Annotated in this window: 17 protein-coding genes; 10 read left to right on the top strand and 7 right to left on the bottom strand. The window is 68.3% G+C overall.

The window, feature by feature from the left end:
- Window positions 1–5: 5 nt before the first annotated feature.
- From JL101_RS24965 to JL101_RS24975, 3 genes are read left to right on the top strand one after another with little or no spacing between them, the layout of a single operon-like run.
- The gene (locus JL101_RS24965) at window positions 6–497 is read left to right on the top strand and encodes a hypothetical protein (protein WP_203099731.1); all 492 of its coding nucleotides are present in this window, start codon (window positions 6–8) and stop codon (window positions 495–497) included.
- Between the two features lie 34 nt (window positions 498–531).
- Window positions 532–1,935: a hypothetical protein gene (locus JL101_RS24970; RefSeq protein ID WP_203099733.1), complete on the top strand. Its 1,404-nt coding sequence runs from the start codon at window positions 532–534 to the stop codon at window positions 1,933–1,935.
- A gap of 19 nt (window positions 1,936–1,954) precedes the next feature.
- A complete protein-coding gene (locus tag JL101_RS24975; protein WP_203099735.1) occupies window positions 1,955–3,469 on the top strand; it encodes a hypothetical protein in 1,515 nt (504 codons plus the stop codon).
- A gap of 3 nt (window positions 3,470–3,472) precedes the next feature.
- On the opposite strand, the gene JL101_RS24980 is transcribed toward JL101_RS24975, so the two are convergent.
- The 3 genes from JL101_RS24980 to JL101_RS24990 all read right to left on the bottom strand — a co-directional run bounded on the left by JL101_RS24980 (window position 3,473) and on the right by JL101_RS24990 (window position 6,692).
- Window positions 3,473–4,357: an ABC transporter permease gene (locus JL101_RS24980; RefSeq protein ID WP_202683529.1), complete on the bottom strand. Its 885-nt coding sequence runs from the start codon at window positions 4,355–4,357 to the stop codon at window positions 3,473–3,475.
- A gap of 10 nt (window positions 4,358–4,367) precedes the next feature.
- Window positions 4,368–5,459, bottom strand: coding sequence for an ABC transporter ATP-binding protein (locus tag JL101_RS24985; RefSeq protein WP_203099737.1), 1,092 nt, complete (start codon window positions 5,457–5,459; stop codon window positions 4,368–4,370).
- Between the two features lie 63 nt (window positions 5,460–5,522).
- A complete protein-coding gene (locus tag JL101_RS24990) occupies window positions 5,523–6,692 on the bottom strand; it encodes an extracellular solute-binding protein (RefSeq protein WP_203099739.1) in 1,170 nt (389 codons plus the stop codon).
- Between the two features lie 180 nt (window positions 6,693–6,872).
- Between JL101_RS24990 and JL101_RS24995 the strand changes: the two genes are divergently transcribed.
- The 6 genes from JL101_RS24995 (at window position 6,873) to JL101_RS25020 (ending at window position 14,159) form a co-directional block, all read left to right on the top strand.
- Window positions 6,873–8,381, top strand: coding sequence for an alkaline phosphatase family protein (locus tag JL101_RS24995; protein ID WP_203099741.1), 1,509 nt, complete (start codon window positions 6,873–6,875; stop codon window positions 8,379–8,381).
- An 890-nt stretch (window positions 8,382–9,271) separates the two neighbouring features.
- Window positions 9,272–10,270 (top strand): TRAP transporter substrate-binding protein, encoded by a 999-nt coding sequence (locus JL101_RS25000; protein WP_203099743.1) that lies wholly within the window; start codon window positions 9,272–9,274, stop codon window positions 10,268–10,270.
- A gap of 16 nt (window positions 10,271–10,286) precedes the next feature.
- Window positions 10,287–10,859 carry a TRAP transporter small permease gene (locus JL101_RS25005; protein WP_203099745.1) on the top strand — a complete coding sequence of 191 codons (573 nt, stop codon included), beginning with the start codon at window positions 10,287–10,289 and terminating at the stop codon, window positions 10,857–10,859.
- A complete protein-coding gene (locus tag JL101_RS25010; protein ID WP_203099747.1) occupies window positions 10,856–12,139 on the top strand; it encodes a TRAP transporter large permease in 1,284 nt (427 codons plus the stop codon). The genes JL101_RS25005 and JL101_RS25010 overlap by 4 nt, the downstream gene beginning before the upstream one ends.
- A gap of 28 nt (window positions 12,140–12,167) precedes the next feature.
- Complete coding sequence (locus JL101_RS25015) at window positions 12,168–12,947, top strand: enoyl-CoA hydratase/isomerase family protein (RefSeq protein WP_203099749.1); 780 nt, start codon at window positions 12,168–12,170, stop codon at window positions 12,945–12,947.
- 3 nt (window positions 12,948–12,950) lie between these two features.
- Window positions 12,951–14,159, top strand: coding sequence for a CaiB/BaiF CoA transferase family protein (locus JL101_RS25020; protein ID WP_203099751.1), 1,209 nt, complete (start codon window positions 12,951–12,953; stop codon window positions 14,157–14,159).
- Between the two features lie 34 nt (window positions 14,160–14,193).
- Here the strand turns inward: JL101_RS25020 and JL101_RS25025 are convergent, their stop codons facing one another.
- A complete protein-coding gene (locus JL101_RS25025) occupies window positions 14,194–14,574 on the bottom strand; it encodes a GxxExxY protein (RefSeq protein WP_203099753.1) in 381 nt (126 codons plus the stop codon).
- A 43-nt stretch (window positions 14,575–14,617) separates the two neighbouring features.
- Complete coding sequence (locus JL101_RS25030) at window positions 14,618–15,100, bottom strand: Lrp/AsnC family transcriptional regulator (RefSeq protein ID WP_158047560.1); 483 nt, start codon at window positions 15,098–15,100, stop codon at window positions 14,618–14,620.
- Window positions 15,101–15,234: 134 nt separating this feature from the next.
- Here JL101_RS25030 and JL101_RS25035 point away from each other — a divergent pair, with 134 nt between their 5' ends.
- The gene (locus tag JL101_RS25035; RefSeq protein ID WP_203099755.1) at window positions 15,235–17,661 is read left to right on the top strand and encodes a transketolase; all 2,427 of its coding nucleotides are present in this window, start codon (window positions 15,235–15,237) and stop codon (window positions 17,659–17,661) included.
- Here JL101_RS25035 and JL101_RS25040 read toward each other — a convergent pair.
- Together JL101_RS25040 and JL101_RS25045 are read right to left on the bottom strand one after the other, a co-directional pair.
- Window positions 17,609–18,604 (bottom strand): iron-siderophore ABC transporter substrate-binding protein, encoded by a 996-nt coding sequence (locus JL101_RS25040; protein WP_203099757.1) that lies wholly within the window; start codon window positions 18,602–18,604, stop codon window positions 17,609–17,611. The two genes, JL101_RS25035 and JL101_RS25040, sit on opposite strands and share 53 nt — an antisense overlap.
- A gap of 178 nt (window positions 18,605–18,782) precedes the next feature.
- Window positions 18,783–21,257 carry a glucose/quinate/shikimate family membrane-bound PQQ-dependent dehydrogenase gene (locus tag JL101_RS25045; RefSeq protein WP_228435149.1) on the bottom strand — a complete coding sequence of 825 codons (2,475 nt, stop codon included), beginning with the start codon at window positions 21,255–21,257 and terminating at the stop codon, window positions 18,783–18,785.
- Window positions 21,258–21,263 lie beyond the last annotated feature (6 nt).

Here is a 21,263-nt window from a genome sequence, read left to right on the forward strand (position 1 = left end):
AGCGCATGATGAGGACATGGACCGGAACCATAGCCGGCGGCTTGGCCCTGCTTCTGGGTGGCTGCGCCGCGGTGGAGACCTATGTCGGAGAGCGCCGGGATCTGGCGGCGGGCGGCCCCGAGGCGCGCATCCAGGAGGCCCAGGGCCGGCAGGCGCAGGCCCGCGCCGCCAATACGGCGCTCCAGCGCCAGGTGGCCGAGGTCCAGGCGCAACAGGCGTCGCTGTCCCGCGATCTCCAGGCGTCCCAGGCGCAGCTCGGCGAGCTCGACCGGAAGCTGGCCGGCGCCCGCTCCGCCACGGCGGCGCAGAGACGCGACTACGACCGGCTGGTCGCCCGCCAGAAGCAGATCCGCCAGGAACTGGACGCGCTGGCCCGTCAGCCGCAGCCGGTTTCCGCCATCGACGCCTCGGCCCAGTCGCTGAAGCTCCAGCAGATGCAGGACGAGCGCGACGCCCTGCAGCGCCAGATCGACGCCCTGCAGCAGGCCCTGTCCTGAGGGCGGACCGGACAATGACGAGGCAAGGACCGGCATGAGGACAGGCACCATCCTGCGCCAGCAATCCACGGAGGGGCTGGAGCCCTACGGCGCCTTCAACCAGCCGGTCTACAAGAGCCACGGCCAGATCCGCACGGCGCTGCTCAACGAGCTGGGACCCCTTTACGCCGATTACTTCCCGCGCCCGGACTCCGACCCCGACGGAAAGTGGATCGGCTGGCTGACCCAGAAGGAGGGTCAGCCGCGCCGCTGGGTGGACATGTCGCCGGAGGAACAGCACCGGGTCGAGCCAATCAAGAACCAAGTCTTGGACGGGCTTTCCGGCTATATCGCCAAGTTGCGGGAGGCGCCGGAGAACTCGTCCCGCAACAATTTCTCCCGTGTGCTGGAGAAGGCGCAGGAAGTGCCCGGCCCCGACTACCTGTATTTCGTCGGCGACCAGCCGATGATCGCCTTCTGGGGCTTCAAGGGCGTCGGGCGGCCGCAGGGCGTCAACCCGCTGCGCCTTCCGCCCACGACCGTCCGCTTCGATCCGCCCGTGGCCCCGGTCAGTCCGGCGATGCCGGGCGGAACGGCGGTGCCGCCGGCCGGTGTGCCGGTGGCGACCGGCCGGCCCTGGTGGCACTGGCTGCTGATGGGGCTGGGGGCGCTGCTGTTCCTGCTGCTTCTCCTGTGGCTCCTTTGGTGGCTGTTCGCGCCGCGCCTCGGCCTCCCGCCGTTCCCCGTCCTGCCCTGGCAGGAGGAGGAGATCGTGGAGCCGCCGCGCGATCCGCTGGTGCCCCGGGTCGTCCCGGCGGAGCCGGGCGTTCCGGTCGGACCGGGTGTCGGGGTGCCCGGAGCCGGCGTTCCCGGGGTGGGGGTGCCGGCGCCGGCCGTTCCGGAACCAGGGGTTCCCGTTCCCGAAGTTCCTGTTCCGGAAGTGCCCGCTCCGGGCGGCGGGACGCCGCCCCTCCCCGATGCGCCGCCGCCCGCCGAAGTTCCGCCGGAGCCGGCGCAGGTGCCGCCGGACCTGCCGGAACTGCCGCCCGAGGGCCGGCCCGCCGGGCCGCCCGGCGCTCCGCTGGCGCTGCCTGCCGGGCCGCTCGATCCGGGTCCCGCCCGGTTCATGGAAGGGGTCTGGCGCAGCCGGTCGGGCCTGCGCGACGGGGAGGGCCGACCGCTCGAGCAGCTCTACCGCTTCGGCCAGGACGGCAAGGGCGAAGTCACGGTCCGCGGCCCCGGCGGTACGGTCTGCAAGGCTCCGGCCGAGGCGGTGATGACGGCGGGCCGGCAGCTCTCCATCCGGGAGGGCCAGACCCTGACCTGCGCCGACGGCCAGACCATGAGCGGGGCCGAGACCAACTGCGGTACCCGGCCGGACCAGACCGTCGGCTGCACCGGCACGAACAAGACGGACGGCAGCGAGTTCGACGTCCGGATGGAGAAGGTGGAGCCGTGACCCGGACGAGGGACCAGGAGTGACCGAGCAGATCCTGGCGCGCGGCCGCCTGTCCGACCACACGGGCCTTGCCGTGTTCAACAAGCCCGTGTTCGAAAGCCATGGGCGGCTGGTCGAGACGGTCCGGCAGCACCTGGGCCAGCGCTACGCCGCCGTCTTCTCCCGGCCGGAGGTCAGGCCCGACGGCGAGGTGGTCTGGTGGACCACCCAGGAGGGGACGGTGCGGCGCTGGACCGAGCTGGGGCCGGAGGAGCGCGCCCGGCTCGACCCCGCCCGGCTGGAGATGGGCGCGGGGCTGGAACGGCTGGCCTCCGACCTGGGCCGCTCCGGCATCAATACCCGGCTGGGCAACATGGCTCCGATCCTGGCGGCGGCCCCCGAGATCCCCGGGATCGAGCACCTGTACGTGGTCGGCGACCAGTTCGCCCTGGCCTTTTGGGGCTTCCGCGACGGCACCGGCAGCGTGAACGCCTTCGGCCGGATCCCCGAGCCGGCCGTCCCGCCGCCGGCATCCCCGGTGGTCCCGCCGGCGCCGGTCCGGGGCTTTCCCTGGCTGAGGCTGCTTCTGGGCGCCCTGCTGCTGGCCCTGCTCGCCGCGCTGCTGTGGTGGTGGCTGGCTGGCCGCATGCCCGAGCCGGTCCCCGAACCCGTCCCGGCGCCGCCGGTCGTGCCGCAGGTGCCGCAGGCACCGCCGCCCGTGGAGCCCGAGCCCCCTCCCGCGCCCGAGCCGGCCCCCGAGCCCCCGCCCCCGCCGCCCGAGCCGGCACCGGAACCGCCGCCGCCCGAGCCGCCGCGCGCGGCCGTTCCGCCGGCGAAACCTCCGGAGCCGGCCCCGTCGCCGGCGGAGGCGCGGCTGCCTCAGTGCCCGCAGGGCGTGAAGCCGAGCGACCGGCGGAACCTGGTCGTGGTGTTCGACGTCTCGCTCAGCATGGGCTTTCCGGCCGACGTCGATCCGGCCCAGCTGAACAGCCTGGTGGAGCGGATCGAGCGGGGCGACATCTTCGCGCAGTTCCAGCTGGCCCAGCTCCAGGCCCGGTCGCGGGTCTCGCGGATCGACGTCGCCCGCTCCGCCATGACCGGCCTGATCGACGGGCTGGACCCGTCGGTCGATGTCGGCCTGGTGAACGTGGGCACCTGCCCGGCCGCGGAGACCATCGGCGTCTTCCCGCCCAGCCAGCGCGGGCGTCTGCGCTCCATCGTGCAGAATGCCGAGTTGATCCCCGAGACCCCCCTGGCGGACGGGCTGGTCAAGGCCGGCGAGCTGATCCGCAGGGGCGGCGGCACCGGCATGATCGTGGTGATCTCCGACGGCGAGGACAGCTGCGGCCAGGACCCCTGCGCCACCGCCCGCCGGCTCGCCCAGACCTTGCCGGGGGTCAAGGTGAACCTGCTGGACGTGTTCGGGTCCGGCGAGCGGAGCTGCATCGTCGCCCCCTCGGGCGGCCGGATGTTCACGCCCCGGTCGGCGAGCCAGGTGGACGACCTGCTGAACTCCGCCGCCGAGGGGGTCGAGGACGCCAGTTGCCGCCCGTGAGGGCTATTTCGCGACGTCCGTCAGGCCGACCTTGAAGAGCCGCATCATCAGCAAGATGAAGCCGACGCACAGGACCAGCAGGATGAAGGCGTAGGCGGCGCCCTGGTTCCAGTTTCCGCCCTCGAAGAACCAATTGTAGATGATCTCGGTGAACCAGCGGCTGTTGGGGCCGCCGAGCAGGGCCGGCACGGCGTAGCTGCCGGCGGCCAGCATGAAGGTCATGATGCAGCCGACCGCGATGCCCGGCTTGGCGTGCGGGATGACGATGCGGCGGTGAATGCGCAGCCAGCCGCTGCCCAGGTCGCGCGCCGCCTCGATCTGGTTGCGGTCGAGGGATTCGATCGCGTTGTACAGCGGGAAGACCATGAACAGGATGTAGACATAGACCATGCCGACGATCACGCCGGCCGGGCTGCCCAGGAAGCGGATGGGCCGGTCGATCAGGCCGAGATTGACCAGCAGCAGGTTCAGCGGCCCGTTGAAGGCCAGGATGATGTACCAGGCGAAGGTTCGCAGCAACTCGTTGATCCAGAACGGGATCACCAGCAGCAGGACCAGCATCGGCAGCGTCCGGGGCCGGGCCACCTGGGCCATGAAATAGGCCACGGGATAGCACACCGCGAAGGTCAGCGCCGTCACCAGCGCGCTGGCCCAGATGGTCTGGAGGAAGATGCTGCGGTGGATCGCGTTGTTCCACAACGTGACGTAGTTCTGGACGGTGTAGACGTCGTCCGGCCCGCCGATCCGCGACGGCGGCAGGCTGGGTCGCAACGAGAAGTCGATCATCAGGATCTGGGGCAGGACAACCAGCATGACCACCCAGAAGGCGCACAGCGCGACGATGATCGCGGTCAGCACCGGGCCGTAGCGGCGCAGCACCTCGGTCATGGCGAATCCCTCATGCGGCGTCGTCGGACGGCGGCAGGACGACGGCATCCTCCGGCCGGAAGCTGACTGCGGCTTCGGCGCCGGGCTGCCAGCGCGGGCCGGTGCCGGTGCCGGTATTGGCGGTCTGGAACAGGATCAGGCGTTCCTGCACCGGTTCCAGGAAGATGTTGACGAAGGCGCCCTCGAAGTCCTGGTGGCTGACCCGCGTGCGGATCAGGTTGTTCTCCGCCGTGCCGTCGTCGGCGCGGACCCGTTCCGGCCGGACGAACAGGATGGCCTGGTCCCCCTCGCGCAGGTCGCGCGGGTTGCGCCCGATCAGCTTGCCGGCGGGGGTCTCGATCGCGGCCCGGCCGCCGGCCGCCGCCATGACCCGCCCGGTGAAGCGGTTGCTCTCCCCCACGAAGCTGGCGACGAAGGCGCTGGCCGGGTCGTCGTAGATGGCCCGCCCGTCACCGACCTGCTGGAGCACGCCGCGCGACATGACGCCGATCCGGTCGGACATGGTCAGCGCCTCCCCCTGGTCGTGGGTGATGTAGATGAAGGTGACCCCGGTGCGCTTCTGGATCTCGCGCAGTTCGGAACGCATGTGCTGGCGCAGCTTGAGGTCCAGGGCGGACAGCGGCTCGTCCAGCAGCAGCACCGCCGGCTCCACCGCGAGCGCCCGGGCGATCGCGATGCGCTGGCGCTGGCCGCCGGACAGTTCGGTCACCTTCTTGTCCGCCGTGTCCGGCAGGGCCACGAGGTCGAGCAGTTGCCGAACCCGGTGCCGGCGGTCGGCGGAGGCGACGCCCCGCACCTCCAGGCCGAAGCCGATATTCTCCGCCACCGTCATCAGCGGGAACAGCGCCAGGTTCTGGAAGATCAGCGCGGTCGGCCGCTTGTTGGGGCCGATGCCGGCCATGTCCCGGCCGCCGATCCGGATGGCCCCGGACGTCGGTTCCATGAAGCCGGAGATCATCCGCAGGATGGTGGTCTTGCCGCAGCCCGAAGGCCCCAGGAAGCTGAAGAATTCCCCTGCCGGAATGGTCAGGTGCACGTCGGAGACCGCCGTCAGCGCGCCGAAGCGCATGGTGACGTGGTCGAGTTCGATATCCTGGCTCATGGTTCCCCGTAGCCGTGAAGCCGGGGCCTGAAAGCGGATCAGGCCCCGGCTCCCCTCCGTTCCTTACGCCGCCAGGAAGCGGTCCTGGTACTCGTTGCGGATGGAGACGTACCACGCCTCCTGGATCGGCCACCACCACAGCTTGTCCAGCGCGTCTGCCGGATAGGCGTCGGCGAAGAACTGCTTGTTGAAGTCGCTGAGATACTGCTCCGCGCCCTTGGAGGTCGTGTTGATGCTGGTGTGGTTGGAATAGAGCGCGCCGGCCTGCGGCGTATAGTACCAGTTGATCCACTCGTAGGCCTGCGCCAGGTTCTGCGCGCCCTTGGTGATGCAGAAGCCTTCCATCCAGGCGAGCGCCCCTTCCTTGGGCGCGATGAAGCGGATCGGCAAGTTCTCCTTGCGGAGCGTCGCCGCCGAACTGTCCCAGGTCTGGCCGATCACGCAGCCATTGGTGCGGAAGGCGCCCTGGGCCTCGTTCTCGTTGGACCAGAACTGGCCGACCGACGGCTTGTTCTCGGTCGCGACCTTGATGATGGCGTCGAAGTTGGCGCGGGCCTTCGCCTCCTCCGTGAACTGCTGGCGCACCGGATGGGGCAGCTTGCCCTGCGACTCCAGCCACAGCGCGATGCCGATCAGGCTGGAATGGCCGCGCACGGTGACCTGGCCCTTGTATTCCGGCTTCCACAGGTCGCCGTAGCTGGCCTGGCCGTACTGGAGCTTGGCGACGGTATTGTCGAAGGCGATCGCCTCGGTGCCCCAGTCGCTGGGCGCCAAGTAGCGCTTGCCGCCGATCACGCCGCCCATGCCGGCGGAACCCTTGACCGCCGAGTCGATGCAGCCATCGAAATTGACTTTGGACTCGTCGAGCGGCTGGACCAGCTCGTACTCCACATAGTTCGGCACGCGGTCGACGGTCGGCATGATCACGTCGAACCCGGCCCCGCCAGAGGCGCGGAGCTGGTTCAGCAATTCGTCGTTGGTGCCGTACTCGGTCAGGACCGCCTTGATGCCGGTCTTCTTCTCGAAGTCGGCGATCATTTCGGGGGAGATATAACCGGACCAGGCGAACAGCTTGACCTCGCCCGAGGCGGCGCGGGCATTGCGCACGATGAAGGGGCCGGCCGCGGACAGGGCGCCCGCCGCGGCGGCGCCCTTGAGCAGGGTGCGGCGGGTGAAGGCCCGGGCGGCACGCTGCGTCGCCTGGCTGGACAGTTTTTCCGCTGAGTCAGTCATGTCTCTTGTTCTCCCAGAACGGTTCCGTGGCCGGCGGACTATGCAGCAGGCCCAAGCCGAGCGGCAATTTCAGACACCGCAGTTTAGAAAATTTTCATCAATGTGTCATGGCTCGGCCCTGGCGTGCAAGGCCGCGAAAGGCAATCATATCAATCGCTTTCACTGTCCGGAGACGCGCCGATGAGCGGCCGCCCTTCCCGCAACGTGCTCCTGATCCTGGCCGACCAGTGGCGCGGCGACTGCCTGTCGGCCCTCGGCCATGCCTGCGTGCGCACGCCGCACCTGGACGCCCTCGCCGCCGAGGGGACGCTGTTCCGCCGCCATTTCGGACAGGCGAGCCCCTGCGGGCCGGCGCGCGCCTCCCTGCTGACGGGGATGTATCTCCAGAACCATCGATCCGTCGCCAACGGCACCCCGCTGGACGCCCGGCATACCAACCTGGCGCTGGAAGCGCGCCGACTCGGCCATGCCCCCGCCCTGTTCGGCTATACCGACACCTCCCCCGACCCGCGCCGCCACGATCCGGCCGACCCGGCGCTGCGCAGCTACGAGGGCGTGATGCCGGGCTTCGACCCGGCCTGCCTGCTGACCGAGTCGATCGAGCCCTGGGCGGAACACCTGCGGGCTAAGGGCTATCCGGTGCCGGAGCAGGCCCGCGAAATCTACCGCACGGCCGAGTCCTTCGGCCCGGCCGTCTACCGGGCGGGGGACAGCGATACCGCCTTCCTCGCCGACCGCGTCTCCGCCTGGCTGGCGGGGCGCGGCCGGGAGCCCTGGTTCGCCCTGGCCGCCTTCATCAGGCCGCATCCGCCCTGGGTAGCGCCCGATCCCTATCACCGCCTGATCGATCCCGCCGCGACGCCGCCGGCGGTGCGCGCCCCGGACTGGCGGACGGAGGCGGACGGACACCCGTGGCTCGCCTGGCACCTCGCCCGCCAGCGGACCGACTGCTGGGTGGAGGGAGCGGACCTGGACCCGCGCACCCTGGATGCCGGCACCCTGGCCCGGTTGCGCGCGACCTATTACGGGCTGGTCGCCGAGTTCGACGCCCAGGTCGGCCGGATCATGGCACTGCTGAGGGAGACCGGCGCGCTGGACGATACGCTGGTGATCGTCACGTCCGACCATGGCGAGATGCTGGGCGACCACTGGATGCTGGGCAAGGCCGGCTACTTCGACGAGGCCTACCATGTCCCGATGATCGTTCGGGACCCGGATCGATCCGGCGGCGGCACGGTGGATGCCTTCACGGAGCATGTGGACCTGATGCCGACCGTCATCGACTGGCTTGGCGGCACCCCGCCGGCCCAGTGCGACGGCCGCTCGCTGCTGCCGCTGCTGGGTGGTTCCCCCGTTCCGGCGGACTGGCGCCGCCATGCCCACTGGGAATTCGACTTCCGCGACGTTGTCCGGGGCGAGGCGGAACGGGCGCTGGGGCTGCGTCCCGGCCAGTGCGTGCTCAACGTGCTGCGCGGCGAGCGCTACAAATATGTCCACTTCGCCGGCCTGCCGCCGCTGTTCTTCGACCTGGAGGCCGACCCGGGGCAGTTCCGGAACCTCGCCGACGATCCCGCCCATGCGGCCCTGGTCCGCGACCATGCCCAGGCGCTGCTGTCCTGGCGGATGGAGAATGACGAGCGGGTGCTGGCGAACATGCTGCTGACCCCGGATGGGGTGGTGGGCGGATGACGACACACCCCCCGGGGGGAATGTCGTCAAACGTGGTCATCAGCGCCTGCGGAAAGGCGGAATGTTCACATCCCTCCCCCCTGGCATGTCAGCAAATGTCATCATGCGACCGGCCCCCCGTCCAGCCCCCACGGTGACGTTCGTATTCACGCTTCAAAGATCCGGCACCAGGGTGCGGATCGAAGCTTAGCGCGAACAGATAAAGGAATTGCTTCCTGGAGCGGCGTTCGGCATCCGGGCTTTCCATGGCCCGGACATGCCAAAGGGGGCCGGAAGCCCCCTTTGATAGTTTGATCTCCGACGCAGTCCGCCTTGGCGGCACGACCCCATTAAGTGGCCTCGGCATCGAAGTGGCAAACAATTAGACCCATGCCATGACCGGGTCAAGGGCCTTTGCATAAATATGTCGCAAGGAGGTATCGGGCGGGTGTGTCCCATGCCGCCGGAATAGGCGCTTCGGCATGGTGGATCGGGCATCCCGACGATCAACACAACCTGGCTCTCCTGTCGGACCGGATGCAAGGGAAGTTTCCGGTATTGGCCACAGATGAACACAGATAGGCGCAGATAAAGATAATGGTGAGAATTTTTATTCACCAAGTAATTTTAGAAATTACACAATATTGGTTGCTAGAACATTTAACTAGCTTTTAATTCTGCGATGCATTGAGTTCCAAAACTCGACAGTTGAATCTCAACACCTCTGGCAACATAGCAAGCACCCCATGACCGACAGTCTGGATGTAGCGGAAAGCTCCGGGTTGTCGGACTGCCCTTTTCATGCATAATGCAAAATTACGAATTCGGCGCAACGCGCCGTCGTCAAGCCAAGGGCCCGGGATGGAACGAACGTCCACGAGAGCCGGCATGCAGAAGGGGAGGGAAAATCCATGAAGCGCATTGTCCTGAACGCATTGGGGCCGTTGGTCGGCGCGCTGCTGGCCGGAGGGGTGTTTTCGCTGCCGGCGGCGGCACAGACCGAGCTGAAGTTCGGCCATGTCGGGGCGCCGGGGTCGCTGTTCGACCAGTCGGCCAACGAGTTCGCCAAGCGGGCCAACGAGAAGCTGGGCAACAAGGCCAAGGTGGTCGTGTTCGGGTCCAGCCAACTCGGCACCGACGAGCAGATGCTGCAGAAGCTGCGGCTGGGAACCATCGACTTCGCCCTGCCCTCCACCGTGATGTCGACGGTGTCGGACGTCTTCGGGCTGTTCGAGATGCCGTACCTGGTCAAGGACCGGGAGCACATGAAGCGGATCGCCGAGGACGTGTTCTGGCCCTCGTTGGCCCCGGCGGCGGAGAAGCAGGGCTACAAGATCATCGGCCTGTGGGAGAACGGCTTCCGCCACGTCACCACCAACACCCGCCCGATCGAGAAGCCCGAGGACCTGAAAGGCATCAAGCTGCGCGTGCCGGGCGGCAAATGGCGGGTCCGGATGTTCCAGAGCTATGGCGCGAACCCCAGCCCGATGGCGTTCTCGGAATTGTTCGTGGCGTTGCAGACCGGCGTGATGGACGGGCAGGAGAACCCGCTGACGCAGATCCACAGCTCCAAGCTCCAGGAAGTCCAGAAGTTCCTGTCCATGACCGGCCACGTCTATACCCCAGCATATGTGACCGTGGGCAGCCGCAAATGGGCCAGCCTGCCGGCCGACGTGCGGCAGGTCCTGGAGGAAACGGCCCGGGAAACGCAGGCCTTCGTCTATGAAACGGCGGCGCGCATGGACGAGGAACTGGAGACCAAGCTGCGCGACGAGGGCATGCAGGTGAACGAGGTGGACAAGGACGCCTTCGTCAAGGCGAGCGAGCCGATCTACCGCGACTTCTCCGACGAGGTCCCGGCCGCCAAGACCATGGTCGAGAAGGCCGTCGAACTCGGCAAGTCATCGTAAAGACCGGATCTCCGACATGGCGAATTCCTCATCATCCCTGGCGCTGATGCGCACGGGTTTCGAACGTTTCCTCGCCGCCATCGTGATCGTCCTGCTGGTCGGCATGACGGCGGTCGTGTTCGGGGCGGTGGTGTTCCGCAAGCTGGGCGCGTCGCTGGTCTGGTATGACGAGGTCGCCTCGATCCTGCTGGCTTGGCTGACCTATTACGGGTCGGCGCTGGCGGCGCTGAAGCGGTCCCATATCGGCTTTCCCGGACTGATCGCCGCCATGCCGCCGGCGCTGCGGCTGCCGGTCGTGATCCTGGCCGAGGTCATCGTGATCGGCTTCTTCGTGCTGCTGGCCTGGGTCGGCATCGAGGTGCTGGGATATCTGGAAGGCTTGACGCTGGTCAGCCTGCCGTGGGTGCCGGTCTGGTTCACCCAGTCGGTGATCCCGATCGGCGCCGTGCTGTTCATCATCGCCGAGCTGATGAACCTGCCGGAAATCCTGCGGGAGGCGCGCGGGCACGGGCCGATCCACGATCCCGAGATCCCGCCCGAACTGCTGAATCCCGACCTGCTGAAAGATGCCCGGGGGGCCGAGCGATGACCCTGCTGTACATGGCGGCCGGGCTGTTCGGCCTGGTCCTGATCAACGTGCCGATCGCGGTGGCGCTGGGCGTCGTGTCGGTGGTCGCGATGCTGCTGTCGTCGGGAACGGCGACGCTGCCCAACATGGCGATGGTGCTGTACGACGGCGCCACCAGCTTCCCGCTGCTGGCGATCCCGCTGTTCATCTTCGCGGGTGCCATCATGAACTCGGCCGGCATCTCGCGCCGGCTGATCGCCTTCGCCTCGGCGCTGGTCGGTTTCGTGCGCGGCGGGCTCGCCATGGTCAACGTGGCGACTTCCCTGTTCTTCGCGGAAATCTCGGGCTCGGCGGTGGCCGACGTGGCGGCGATCGGGTCGATCCTGATCCCTGCCATGAAGAAGAGGGGCTATCCCGCCACCTTCGCCGCCGCCATCACCTCGTCGGCGGCGACGCTGGCGGTGATCATCCCGCCGTCGATCCCCATGATCCTCTATGCGGTGATGTCGGGCAGCTCTGTGGTGCAGCTCTTCGTGGCCGGCATCGTGCCGGGCCTGCTGGGGGCGGCCGGGCTGATGGGGCTGGCCTACGGGTTCGCGGTCCGCCGCAACTACCCGGTGGAGGAGATGTTCCGGGTCAGCCGGGTGAAGGAGACCTTCCGCGAGGCGGTCTGGGCCTTCACCATGCCGGTCATCATCCTGGGCGGCATCTTCGGCGGCTGGTTCACCGCGACGGAGGGCGCGGCCCTGGCCGTGGTGGCGGCCCTGTTCCTGGGGACGGTGGTCTACCGCGAGCTGGACCTGGCGCACCTGTACGACGCGATCCTGGAAGGCGGCATCCAGACCGCCGTGGTGATGCTTCTGGTCGCCACCTCGGCCCTGATGGGCACCTACCTGACCGAGCAGCAGGTGCCGCAGCAGCTTGCCCAGGCGGTGGCCGACTTCACCAACAACCGCTACGTCGTGCTGGCGCTGCTGAACGTCATCTTCCTGCTGGCCGGCCTGTTCCTGCACTCGGCCGCGGCGATCATCCTGATCGTTCCGATCGTCATGCCGCTGGTCAACCTGGTGGGCATCGACCCGGTGCATTTCGGCATCATCGTGACGCTGAACCTGGGCATCGGACAGCAGACGCCGCCGGTCGCCAGCGTGCTGGTGACGGCCTGCTCGATCGCCAAGGCCGACATCTGGGCCGTCAGCAAGGTGAACATCTACTTCATCGGCGTGCTGATGGCGGTGCTGCTGCTGTCCACATACGTGCCGATCGTGCCGATGGGTCTGGTCGAGCTGTTCTACCGATAAGCATACTAAGCACACAGGGGGGAAACCCGTGGAAAACCTGATCCTGACCGAGCACCATGGCCCGGTCGTCACCGTCACCCTGAACCGGCCGGACAAGCTGAACGCCTTCACCAAGTCCATGTGGCAGCGCCTGGGCGAGGTGATGCGGCGGCTGTCGGACGACGACTCCGTCCGGTGCATCGTCTTGCGGGGCGCCGGGGACCGGGCGTTCAGCCCCGGCAACGACATCTCGGAGTTCGAGAACGAACGGTCCAACTCCGAGCAGGCCAGCGCCTACGGCAAGATCATCGCCGGCACGCTGGACGCGATGCGGACGTGCCGTCACCCGACGGTGGCGCTGATCAAGGGGATCTGCGTCGGCGGCGGGCTGGAGATCGCGGGAAGCTGCGACATCCGCATCTGCGGCACGTCGAGCCGGTTCGGCGCGCCCATCAACAAGCTGGGGCTGGTGATGGGCTATGCCGAGCTGGACGCGCTGATAGCCTTGGCCGGCCGCTCCACCGCGCTGGAGATCCTGCTGGAAGGCCGGATCTTCGGGGCGGCCGAGGCGAAGGACAAGGGCCTGGTCACCCGCGTGGTGGACGACGCCGAGGTGGACAAGGAGGCCATGGCGACCGCCCGGCGGATTTCCGAAGGCGCGCCGCTGGTCGCCCGCTGGCACAAGAAGTTCGCCCGGCGGCTGGCCGAGGGCTCGCCGCTGAGCGAGGCTGAGATGGACGAGGGGTACGCCTGCTACGACACGGAGGATTTCCGGATCGGGTACCGCGCCTTCCTCGACAAGGTGAAGCCAGAGTTCAAGGGACGCTGATCGATGCTTGCTGATCGGACGGGGCCGCTGAAGGGGCTCAAGGTCGTCGAACTCGCCCACATCATGGCCGGCCCGGTGTGCGGGCTGTTCCTGGCGGACCTGGGGGCCGACGTCATCAAGGTGGAGAAGATCCCCGGCGGCGACGACAGCCGCCGGTTCCTGCCGCCGGACATCGAGGGCGAGTCCGCCGCCTTCATGATGATGAACCGCAACAAGCGCGGCATCGCCATCGACCTGAAGACGGCGGACGGCAAGGCGGCGCTGGAGCGGCTGCTGATGGACGCCGACGTGGTGATCGAGAACTACCGGCAGGACACCATGGACCGGCTGGGGCTGGGATACGAGAGCCTGCGGGAGCGGAACCCCCGGCTGATCTACTGCGCGGTGTCGGGCTTCGGGCGGACGGGTCCCTATGCCGACCGGGGCGGCTTCGACCTGATCGCCCAGGGCATGAGCGGGATCATGAGCATCACCGGGGAGGCGCCGGGCCGGCCGCCGGTCAAGGTGGGCGCGCCGTTGACGGACATCACGGCGGGGATCCTGGCGGCGCTGGGGGTGGTCAGCGCGGTCGTGGCGCGGGCTTCGACAGGCAGGGGGCAGTTGGTCGATACCTCTCTGTTCGAGGCGGGGATCGTCCACACCTACTGGCAATCGGCGATCTGCTTCGCGACCGGCGCGTCGCCGGGTCCGATGGGGTCGGCCCATCCGCTGAACGCGCCGTACCAGGCGTTCGAGACGGCGGACGGCTGGATCAACGTGGGCGCCGCGAACCAGACCAACTGGCTGAAGCTGGTCGACGTGCTGGAGGCGCGGGAGCTGCTGGACGATCCGCGGTTCGCCGACAACCGGCGGCGGATGAACAACCTGGAGGATCTGGTGGAGGCGCTGACCGTCCATTTCCGCCATCGGACCACGGCGGAGTGGCTGGAGCGCCTGAACGCCGCCGGCGTGCCGGCCGGGCCGGTGCTGTCGATCGCCGAGATGCACGCCGACCCGCAGACGCTGGCGCGGGAGATGGTGGTCGAGGTGGACCACCCGGTCGCCGGGGCGGTCAAGGCGCTGGGGCTGCCGATCAAGCTATCCGACACGCCGGGCGGGGTCTTCGGGCCGGCGCCGCGGTTCGGGGAACATACGGCGGAGGTGCTGGCGGAGCACGGGTTCGGCGAGGAGGAGATCCGGCGGATGACGGAGGCGGGGGCGGTGGGGGGTTGAAAGGGGTTGGGCCGCAGATGGACACAGATGGGCGCTACGCGCCCTGTAGAATGATGCGTTGATACTGGATGCGGGGCTTGCCGAAACTAATGAGCAGGGCGATAGGTATTCTGCCTGCCTTCAGGTAATTGAGGGTTTGGGCGACATGGGCGGGCGACAGGGTTTCGGTACATTTCAGCTCGATGATCATCCTGTCTTCGACCATGATATCCGCGAAGTATCGGCCAACCTCGTCTCCTTTATAAAATACTGGGAAAGGCACTTCCTCACGTGCATGGATTTCCCGGCGGGTCAGTTCCGCGACCAGTGCCCGCCTGTAGACTATTTCAAGAAACCCATGACCAAGAATGTTCGAAACTTCAAAAGCCGCACCAAGAACCGCATGCGACAGACGATCCCGCTCATCGATACCCATCTGTGTCCATCTGCGTGCATCTGTGGATAAATAATCCTGGAACTTACGCAGGGAGGTGATGCAGCGGCAATGCGGTCTCGTAGCGCACCTGTTTCAATGCGAAGCTGGATTTGATGCTGGAGACGCCGGGTATTCGGGTCAGGTGGGTCTTGAGGAAATGTTCGTAGGCCGCGAGGTCGGGGACGACTACGCGGAGCAGGTAATCTGCTTCTCCCGTCATCAGGTAACATTCCAGCACCTCCGGCCGATGCATGATCGCGGCCTCGAAGGCGTCGAGACGTTCTTCGATCTGCTTTTCCAGCGTGACGCTGACGAACACGTTTACCGGAAGGTCCACGGTCGAGGGATCGACCAGCGCCACGTAGGTGCGGATCACCCCGCTTTCCTCCAGCGCCTTGACCCGGCGGAGGCAGGGCGAGGGCGACAGGCCGATGGCGGAGGCGAGGTCGTTGTTGGCGATCCGGCCGTCCTTCTGGAGACGGGCGAGGATCTTCCGGTCGATGGCGTCGAGGCTGGGTTTTGGCATCGGATGGCGTGAAGATGCTTTGTCATGGCATGCGATGCCAAAAGGATGGCATCTGACGGCGCAGTTCGCAACCATTTGCCCAGGCGCCGGTGTTATCGTGGTGGCCTGTCCTCATCCTGGGAAGCGAAGCGGAAATGGTTGACTCAACGACCATCGAACACGGTGCCGATACCGTCGAATGCCTGCGCGAGCTGGAGCGCAAGATCCTCTGGCTGGCGTCCTGGACGATCCACAATGCCAATCATGTCCGGCCCAACCTGGACGGGCTTAAGGTAGGCGGGCACCAGGCTTCGTCGGCCTCCCTGGCGACGATCATGACGGCGCTGTATTTCGCGGCCCTGCGGCCGGAGGACCGGGTCGCGGTTAAGCCGCACGCGAGCCCGATCTTCCACGCGATCCAATACCTGATGGGCAACCAGACGCGCGAGAAGCTGGAGAATTTCCGGGGCTACAAGGGCGCGCAGAGCTATCCGTCGCGGACCAAGGACGTGGACGACGTCGATTTCTCGACCGGGTCGGTGGGCATGGGCGTCGCCCAGACGCTGTTCTCGTCCCTGGTCCAGGATTACCTGAAGGCCCGGGGATGGGCCTCCTCGATCCCGGAGGGGCGCATGGTCGCCCTGATCGGCGATGCCGAGATGGACGAGGGCAACATCTTCGAGGCGCTGCTGGAAGGCTGGAAGCACGGCCTGCGCAACACCTGGTGGATCGTCGACTACAACAGGCAGAGCCTGGACGCGGTGATCCGGGAAGGTTTGTGGGAGCGGCTGGAAGGCATCTTCCGCAACTTCGGCTGGGACGTCGTGATCCTGAAGCACGGCAGGCTGATGCGGGAGGCGTTCGCCGAGGAGGGCGGCGACCGGCTGCGGGAGTGGATCGACACCTGCCCGAACCAGCTCTATTCCGCCCTGACCTTCCAGGGCGGTGCGGCGTGGCGCCGGCGGCTGATGGACGATCTTGGCGACCAGGGAACCGTGTCCCGGCTGATCGAGCGGCGCTCCGACGGGGAGTTGGCGGACCTGATGGGCAACCTGGGCGGCCACGACCTGCCGTCGCTGCTGGAAGCCTTCGAGGCGGCGCGGCGGCATGACCGGCCGGTGTGCTTCATCGCCTATACGGTCAAGGGGTTCGGGCTGCCGCTGGCGGGGCACAAGGACAACCATGCGGGGCTGCTGACTCCCGCGCAGATGGAGGCGTTCCGCGACGGGCTGAAGATCCGGCCGGGGCACGAGTGGGACCGCTTCGAAGGGCTGGGGATCGGGGAGGACCGGCTGTCGGCGTTCCTGGACACCGTGCCGTTCTTCGCCAAGGGGCCGCGGCGCTATTCGGCCCCGGTGGTTCCGGTGCCGGAGGCTTTGGAAGTTCCGAAGCAGAAGGCGCTGTCCACCCAGGCGGGCTTCGGGCTGATCATGAACGAGCTGGGGCGGACCAAGGAGGGGCTGGCGGAGCGGATCGTGACGACGGCGCCGGACGTGACGGTGTCCACGAACCTGGGGTCCTGGGTGAACCGGCGCGGGCTGTTCGCCAAGGAGGCCATGGCCGACCTGTTCAAGAAGGAGCGCATCCCGTCCACATACAGCTGGGACTTCTCGCCCGACGGGCAGCATTTCGAGCTGGGCATCGCCGAGGCGAACCTGTTCACCATGCTGTCGGCGCTGGGGCTGTCCCATTCGGTGTTCGGGGAGCGGCTGCTGCCGATCGGCACGGTGTACGACCCCTTTATCTATCGTGGCGCCGACGCGATGAACTATGCCTGCTACCAGGATGCCCGATTCATGCTGGTGGCGACGCCGGCCGGCGTGACCCTGGCGCCGGAAGGCGGGGCTCACCAGTCGATCGGGACGCCGCTGGTCGGCATGGCGCAGGACGGGCTGGCCTATTTCGAGCCGGCCTTCGTGGACGAGCTGGGCGTCATCATGCGCTGGGCGTTCGACTACATGCAGCGGAACGGCGAGGGCCAGCCGGACGAGCGGAACTGGCTGAGGGACGAGACCGGCGGTGCCGTCTACCTGCGCCTGTCGTCGCGCACGCTGGAGCAGCCGGGCCGGGACATGGCGCCGGAGCTTCGGCAGGACATCATCGACGGCGCCTACTGGATGCGGCGGCCGGGGCCGAACTGCCAGGTGGTGGTGGCCTATACCGGCGCGGTGGCGCCCGAGGCGATCGAGGCGGTCGGGCTGATGGCCGAGGACCGGCGCGACGTGGGGCTGCTCGCCATCACCTCGGCCGACCGGCTGCACGGCGGCTGGAGCGCCGCCCAGCGGGCGCGGGAGCGCGGGCTGGTGCATGCCCGATCGCATGTCGAGCGGCTGCTGGACGGCGTGCCGTCCAACTGCGGCATGGTGACGGTGATCGACGGGCATCCGGCGACGCTGGGCTGGCTGGGATCGGTCCACGGCCACCGGACGCGGGCGCTGGGGGTCGAGCATTTCGGCCAGACCGGCACCATCGCCGATCTGTACCGGCATTTCGGCATCGATGCCCAGGGCATCGTGCTGGCGGCCCAGGCTACCGCGGCCGGCCGGCCGATCCGGCATCTCCATACGATCGGGGGCCGCTGAGGGGCGCTGCGGGGAAGAGGTCCGGGGTTTCGGCCAGCATGCGGGCGAAACGCGCCGCGGCCGGGACCATGCCGAAGACCAGCGGCGGCGGAATGACCCCGGTCCTGCCCGCCGCGACGGCGGGAAGGTTCCGCCAGAGGGGGCTGGAGGCCAGGGTGGGCCGGGCGTCGGGCGGGACCGGATCGATCACCAGCAGGCTGGCGTCGGGATGCACGGACAGGCGGTCGATGGGGACGGTGGCGAACCCCCAGGCGTTGGTCGGCCCCGTCCAGGCGCTGCGCAGGCCGCTGCTTTCCAGGACGGCTTCCGCCAAGCTGCCTTTGCCATAGACGCGGACATGCCTTGCGTCCATGAAGCTGACGGCCAGGACGGGAGGGGGGTTGGCTGCTTCCAAGGTTACCTGGGCGGCGGCGAAGGCGGCTTCGGCGCGGCCGATCAGCGCCTCGCCGGCAGCTTGGCGGTGCAGCAGGCGGGAGAGCCTGCGGGTGGCATCGACCGCGTTCTCCCAGGGCCGGTGGTCGGAGGTGTAGGTGGGCAGCGACAGCGTCGGGGCGATCCGCTCCAGCTGGGGCCGCAGGCTTTCCTGCTCCCCGACGATCAGGATCAGATCGGGGGCGAGGGTGCTGAGCAGCTCGAGGTTCGGTTCCAGGCGGAGACCGAGATCCACGACACCTGGGTCGAGGGGCGGACCGCCGACCCAGGTTTCGTAGACCTTGGCCTCCGGCACGGCGAGGGGCCGGATGCCCAGCGCGATCAGGGTGTCGGTGAGGCCCCAGTCCAGCGCGACGACGCGGCGAGGGGGCGGCGGCGTGTCGCCCGCCGCGGCGGCCGTGGCCGCGAGGATGGCCAGGACGGCCAGGGGCGCCAGGAGGCTTCCGAGGATTCGGAGGCGGAGGGCCGGCGGAGGTGAAGGCGGGCTTGCCTGTCCGTCGGCACCCTTCATCGATCGTTCCAAGCCGGCATCGAGCTTCTCCCTGCCTGTCATTGTTGGCCGGGCGAACTCTTAAGGTCCGAACGATGTTGATGCAACTCATTATCATTTGCATTGCCGGGTTTACCCCGGAGGGATGCCCGGACGCCGCGGGAGCCGGAGCTCGCCGCGGCGGGAGGTCAGGGCCGCGCTATTGCCTGGGCAGGGCGTAGGCGATGACACTGTCGCCGGCCTTGGTGCCCAGCGAGCCGTGGCCGCCGGCGGCCACCAGAAGATACTGGCGGCCGTCCTCGCCCAGGTAGGTCATGGGCGTCGCCTGGCCGCCGGCCGGCAGGCGGCTTTCCCAGAGCTGCTCGCCGGTGGTGACGTCGTAGCCGCGCACGTAATAGTCGATGGTGCCGGACAGGAAGGCGACGCCGCCGGCCGTCATCATCGGACCGCCCAGGCTGGGCACGCCCATCCTGAAGGGCAGCGGCAGGGGCGAGGCGTCGCGGACGGTGCCGTTCTTGTGCATCCAGATGATCTCGCCGGTGGTCAGGTCGGCCGCCGAGACATAGCCCCAGGGAGGAGCCTGGCAGGGCAGCCCGAGGACCGAGACGAACGGGGCCAGCTTGACCGCGAAGGGGGCGCCGAAATTCTCGTTGAGGGCCGGCAGGCTGTATTCCGGCCGGTTCTCGCCCTGGACATAGAGGGTGGTGTCGTCCTCGCGCGGGATCAGCTGGGAGACGAAGGCGAGATAGGCCGGGGTCGTGAAGGCGATCTGGCGCCGGGGATCGACCGCGATGCTGCCCCAGTTGAACACGCCGAAATTGCCGGGGTAGATGAGGGAGCCTTCGGTGGAGGGCGGGGTGTAGCGGCCCTCGTAGCGCAGCCTGTGGAACTGGATGCGGCAGGCGAGCTGGTCGAACAGGGTGGCTCCCCACATGTCCCGGCCGCTCAGCGGCGGCGGGTCGTAGGACAGCGCCGAGACCGGCTGGGTCGGGGCGGTGTGGTCGCCCTCGGCGGCGCCCTGGGGCGCCGGCTTCTCGGTCACCGGCAGAATCGGCTCGCCGGTGCGGCGGTCGAGGACAAAGAGCTCGCCCTGCTTGGTCGGCTGGACCAGGGCCGGCACCGTCTGTCCGCCGATGGTCAGGTCGATCAGGCTGGGCTGCGACGGCACGTCATAGTCCCACAGGTCGTGGTGGACGGTCTGGAAGTTCCAGCGCACCTGCCCCGTCGCGAGGTCGAGGGCGACGACGGAGGACGAGAACCGCTCCACCGCCGGGCTGCGGTTGCCGCCCCACTGGTCGGGCGGCTGGTTGCCCAGGGGGATGTAGACCATGCCCAAATCCTCGTCCACGGCGGAGATCGACCAGGAATTGGGCGAGTTGGGCGTGTAGGTCTCGCCCGGAGGGGGCGGTGCCGTGTCGTCCGGATCGCCGGAGTCCCAGGCCCAGACGAGGTCGCCGGTGTTCACGTCGAAGGCCCGGATCACGCCCGAGGCCTCGTTGACCGAGACGTTGTCCAGGACGGTGCCGCCGACGATGATCAGGTCGCGGGTGACCACGACCGGGGAGGTCGAGTAGTAGGAGCCCGGCTTGACGTTGGGCATGTTGCGCCAGAGGTCGATCTGCCCGGTGCCGCCGCCGAACGCGGTGCAGATCGCGCCGTCCTCCGGGTTCAGGGCGATCAGCCTGCCGTCGGCGGTCGGCATGAACAGCCGGGCGGGGCAGTTGTCGGCGGTTTCCGGCGCGGTGTTGGCCGCGACCGGCATGTCGGGGACCGGGGAGTCCGCCGGATCGGCCGGGGCGGGCGAGGCGGGCGCCGGGGCGGCCGTTTCCTCGGAAGCCGGGTGGTAGGACAGGCCGCGGCAGGTCAGGTGCTGGAGCGCCAGGTCGCCGCGGATCTCGGGATCGTAGCGCCAGATCTCCTCGCCGGTGGTGGCGTTCAGCGCGATGACGAACTGGTGCGGCGTGCAGAGGAACAGCCGGTTGCCGATCTTCAGCGGCGTGACCTGGAAGGTGGTTTCCACCGGGTCGCCGGGCTGGCCGCGCAGATCGCCGGTGTGGTAGGTCCAGGCCTCCTGGAGCTGGGAGACGTTGGCCGGGGTGATCTGGTCGAGCGGGGAATAGCGCTGGCCGTAGCCTGTGCGGCCGTAGGCATGCCATTCGCCGGGCGGGACGTCGGGCTTGCCGGTGGGTCCGTTCGCCGGGGCTTCGGCGCGCGGTCCCGGGGCGGTTCCCTCGATCCGGTGAGGGTCGGCGAACATGGAGGCTCCCGCCACCACGACGGCCAGGGCGAGTGCCGCCGCCAGCGGCAGGGAAGCGGCCCCGGAACGGCCGTCCAGCGGGCGGGTGACCCAGGGCAGCAGCAGGAGCAGGCCGACCACGACGAAGACCGCGCCGCGCGCCGCCAGCGGCCACCAATCGAACCCGACCTCCCACAGGGACCAGGCCAGCGTGCCCAGGAGCAGCAGGGCATAGACCCAGAGCGCCGCGGGGTTCCTCCTGAACAGGAGATAGCCGGTGATCAGGAGGGCCACGCCGGCGATGGCGTAGTACCAGGAGCCGCCCAAGGCGATCAGCCAGACGCCTCCGCCCGCCAGGGCGAGGCCCATGAGAAATAGGAGTATGGCCATCGTCATGGGGACGAACGGCCGCCCCCTGCCCTGCCTGTCGCGCTGCATGAGGTC

The organism is Skermanella rosea, assembly GCF_016806835.2.
Classification (GTDB): domain Bacteria; phylum Pseudomonadota; class Alphaproteobacteria; order Azospirillales; family Azospirillaceae; genus Skermanella; species Skermanella rosea.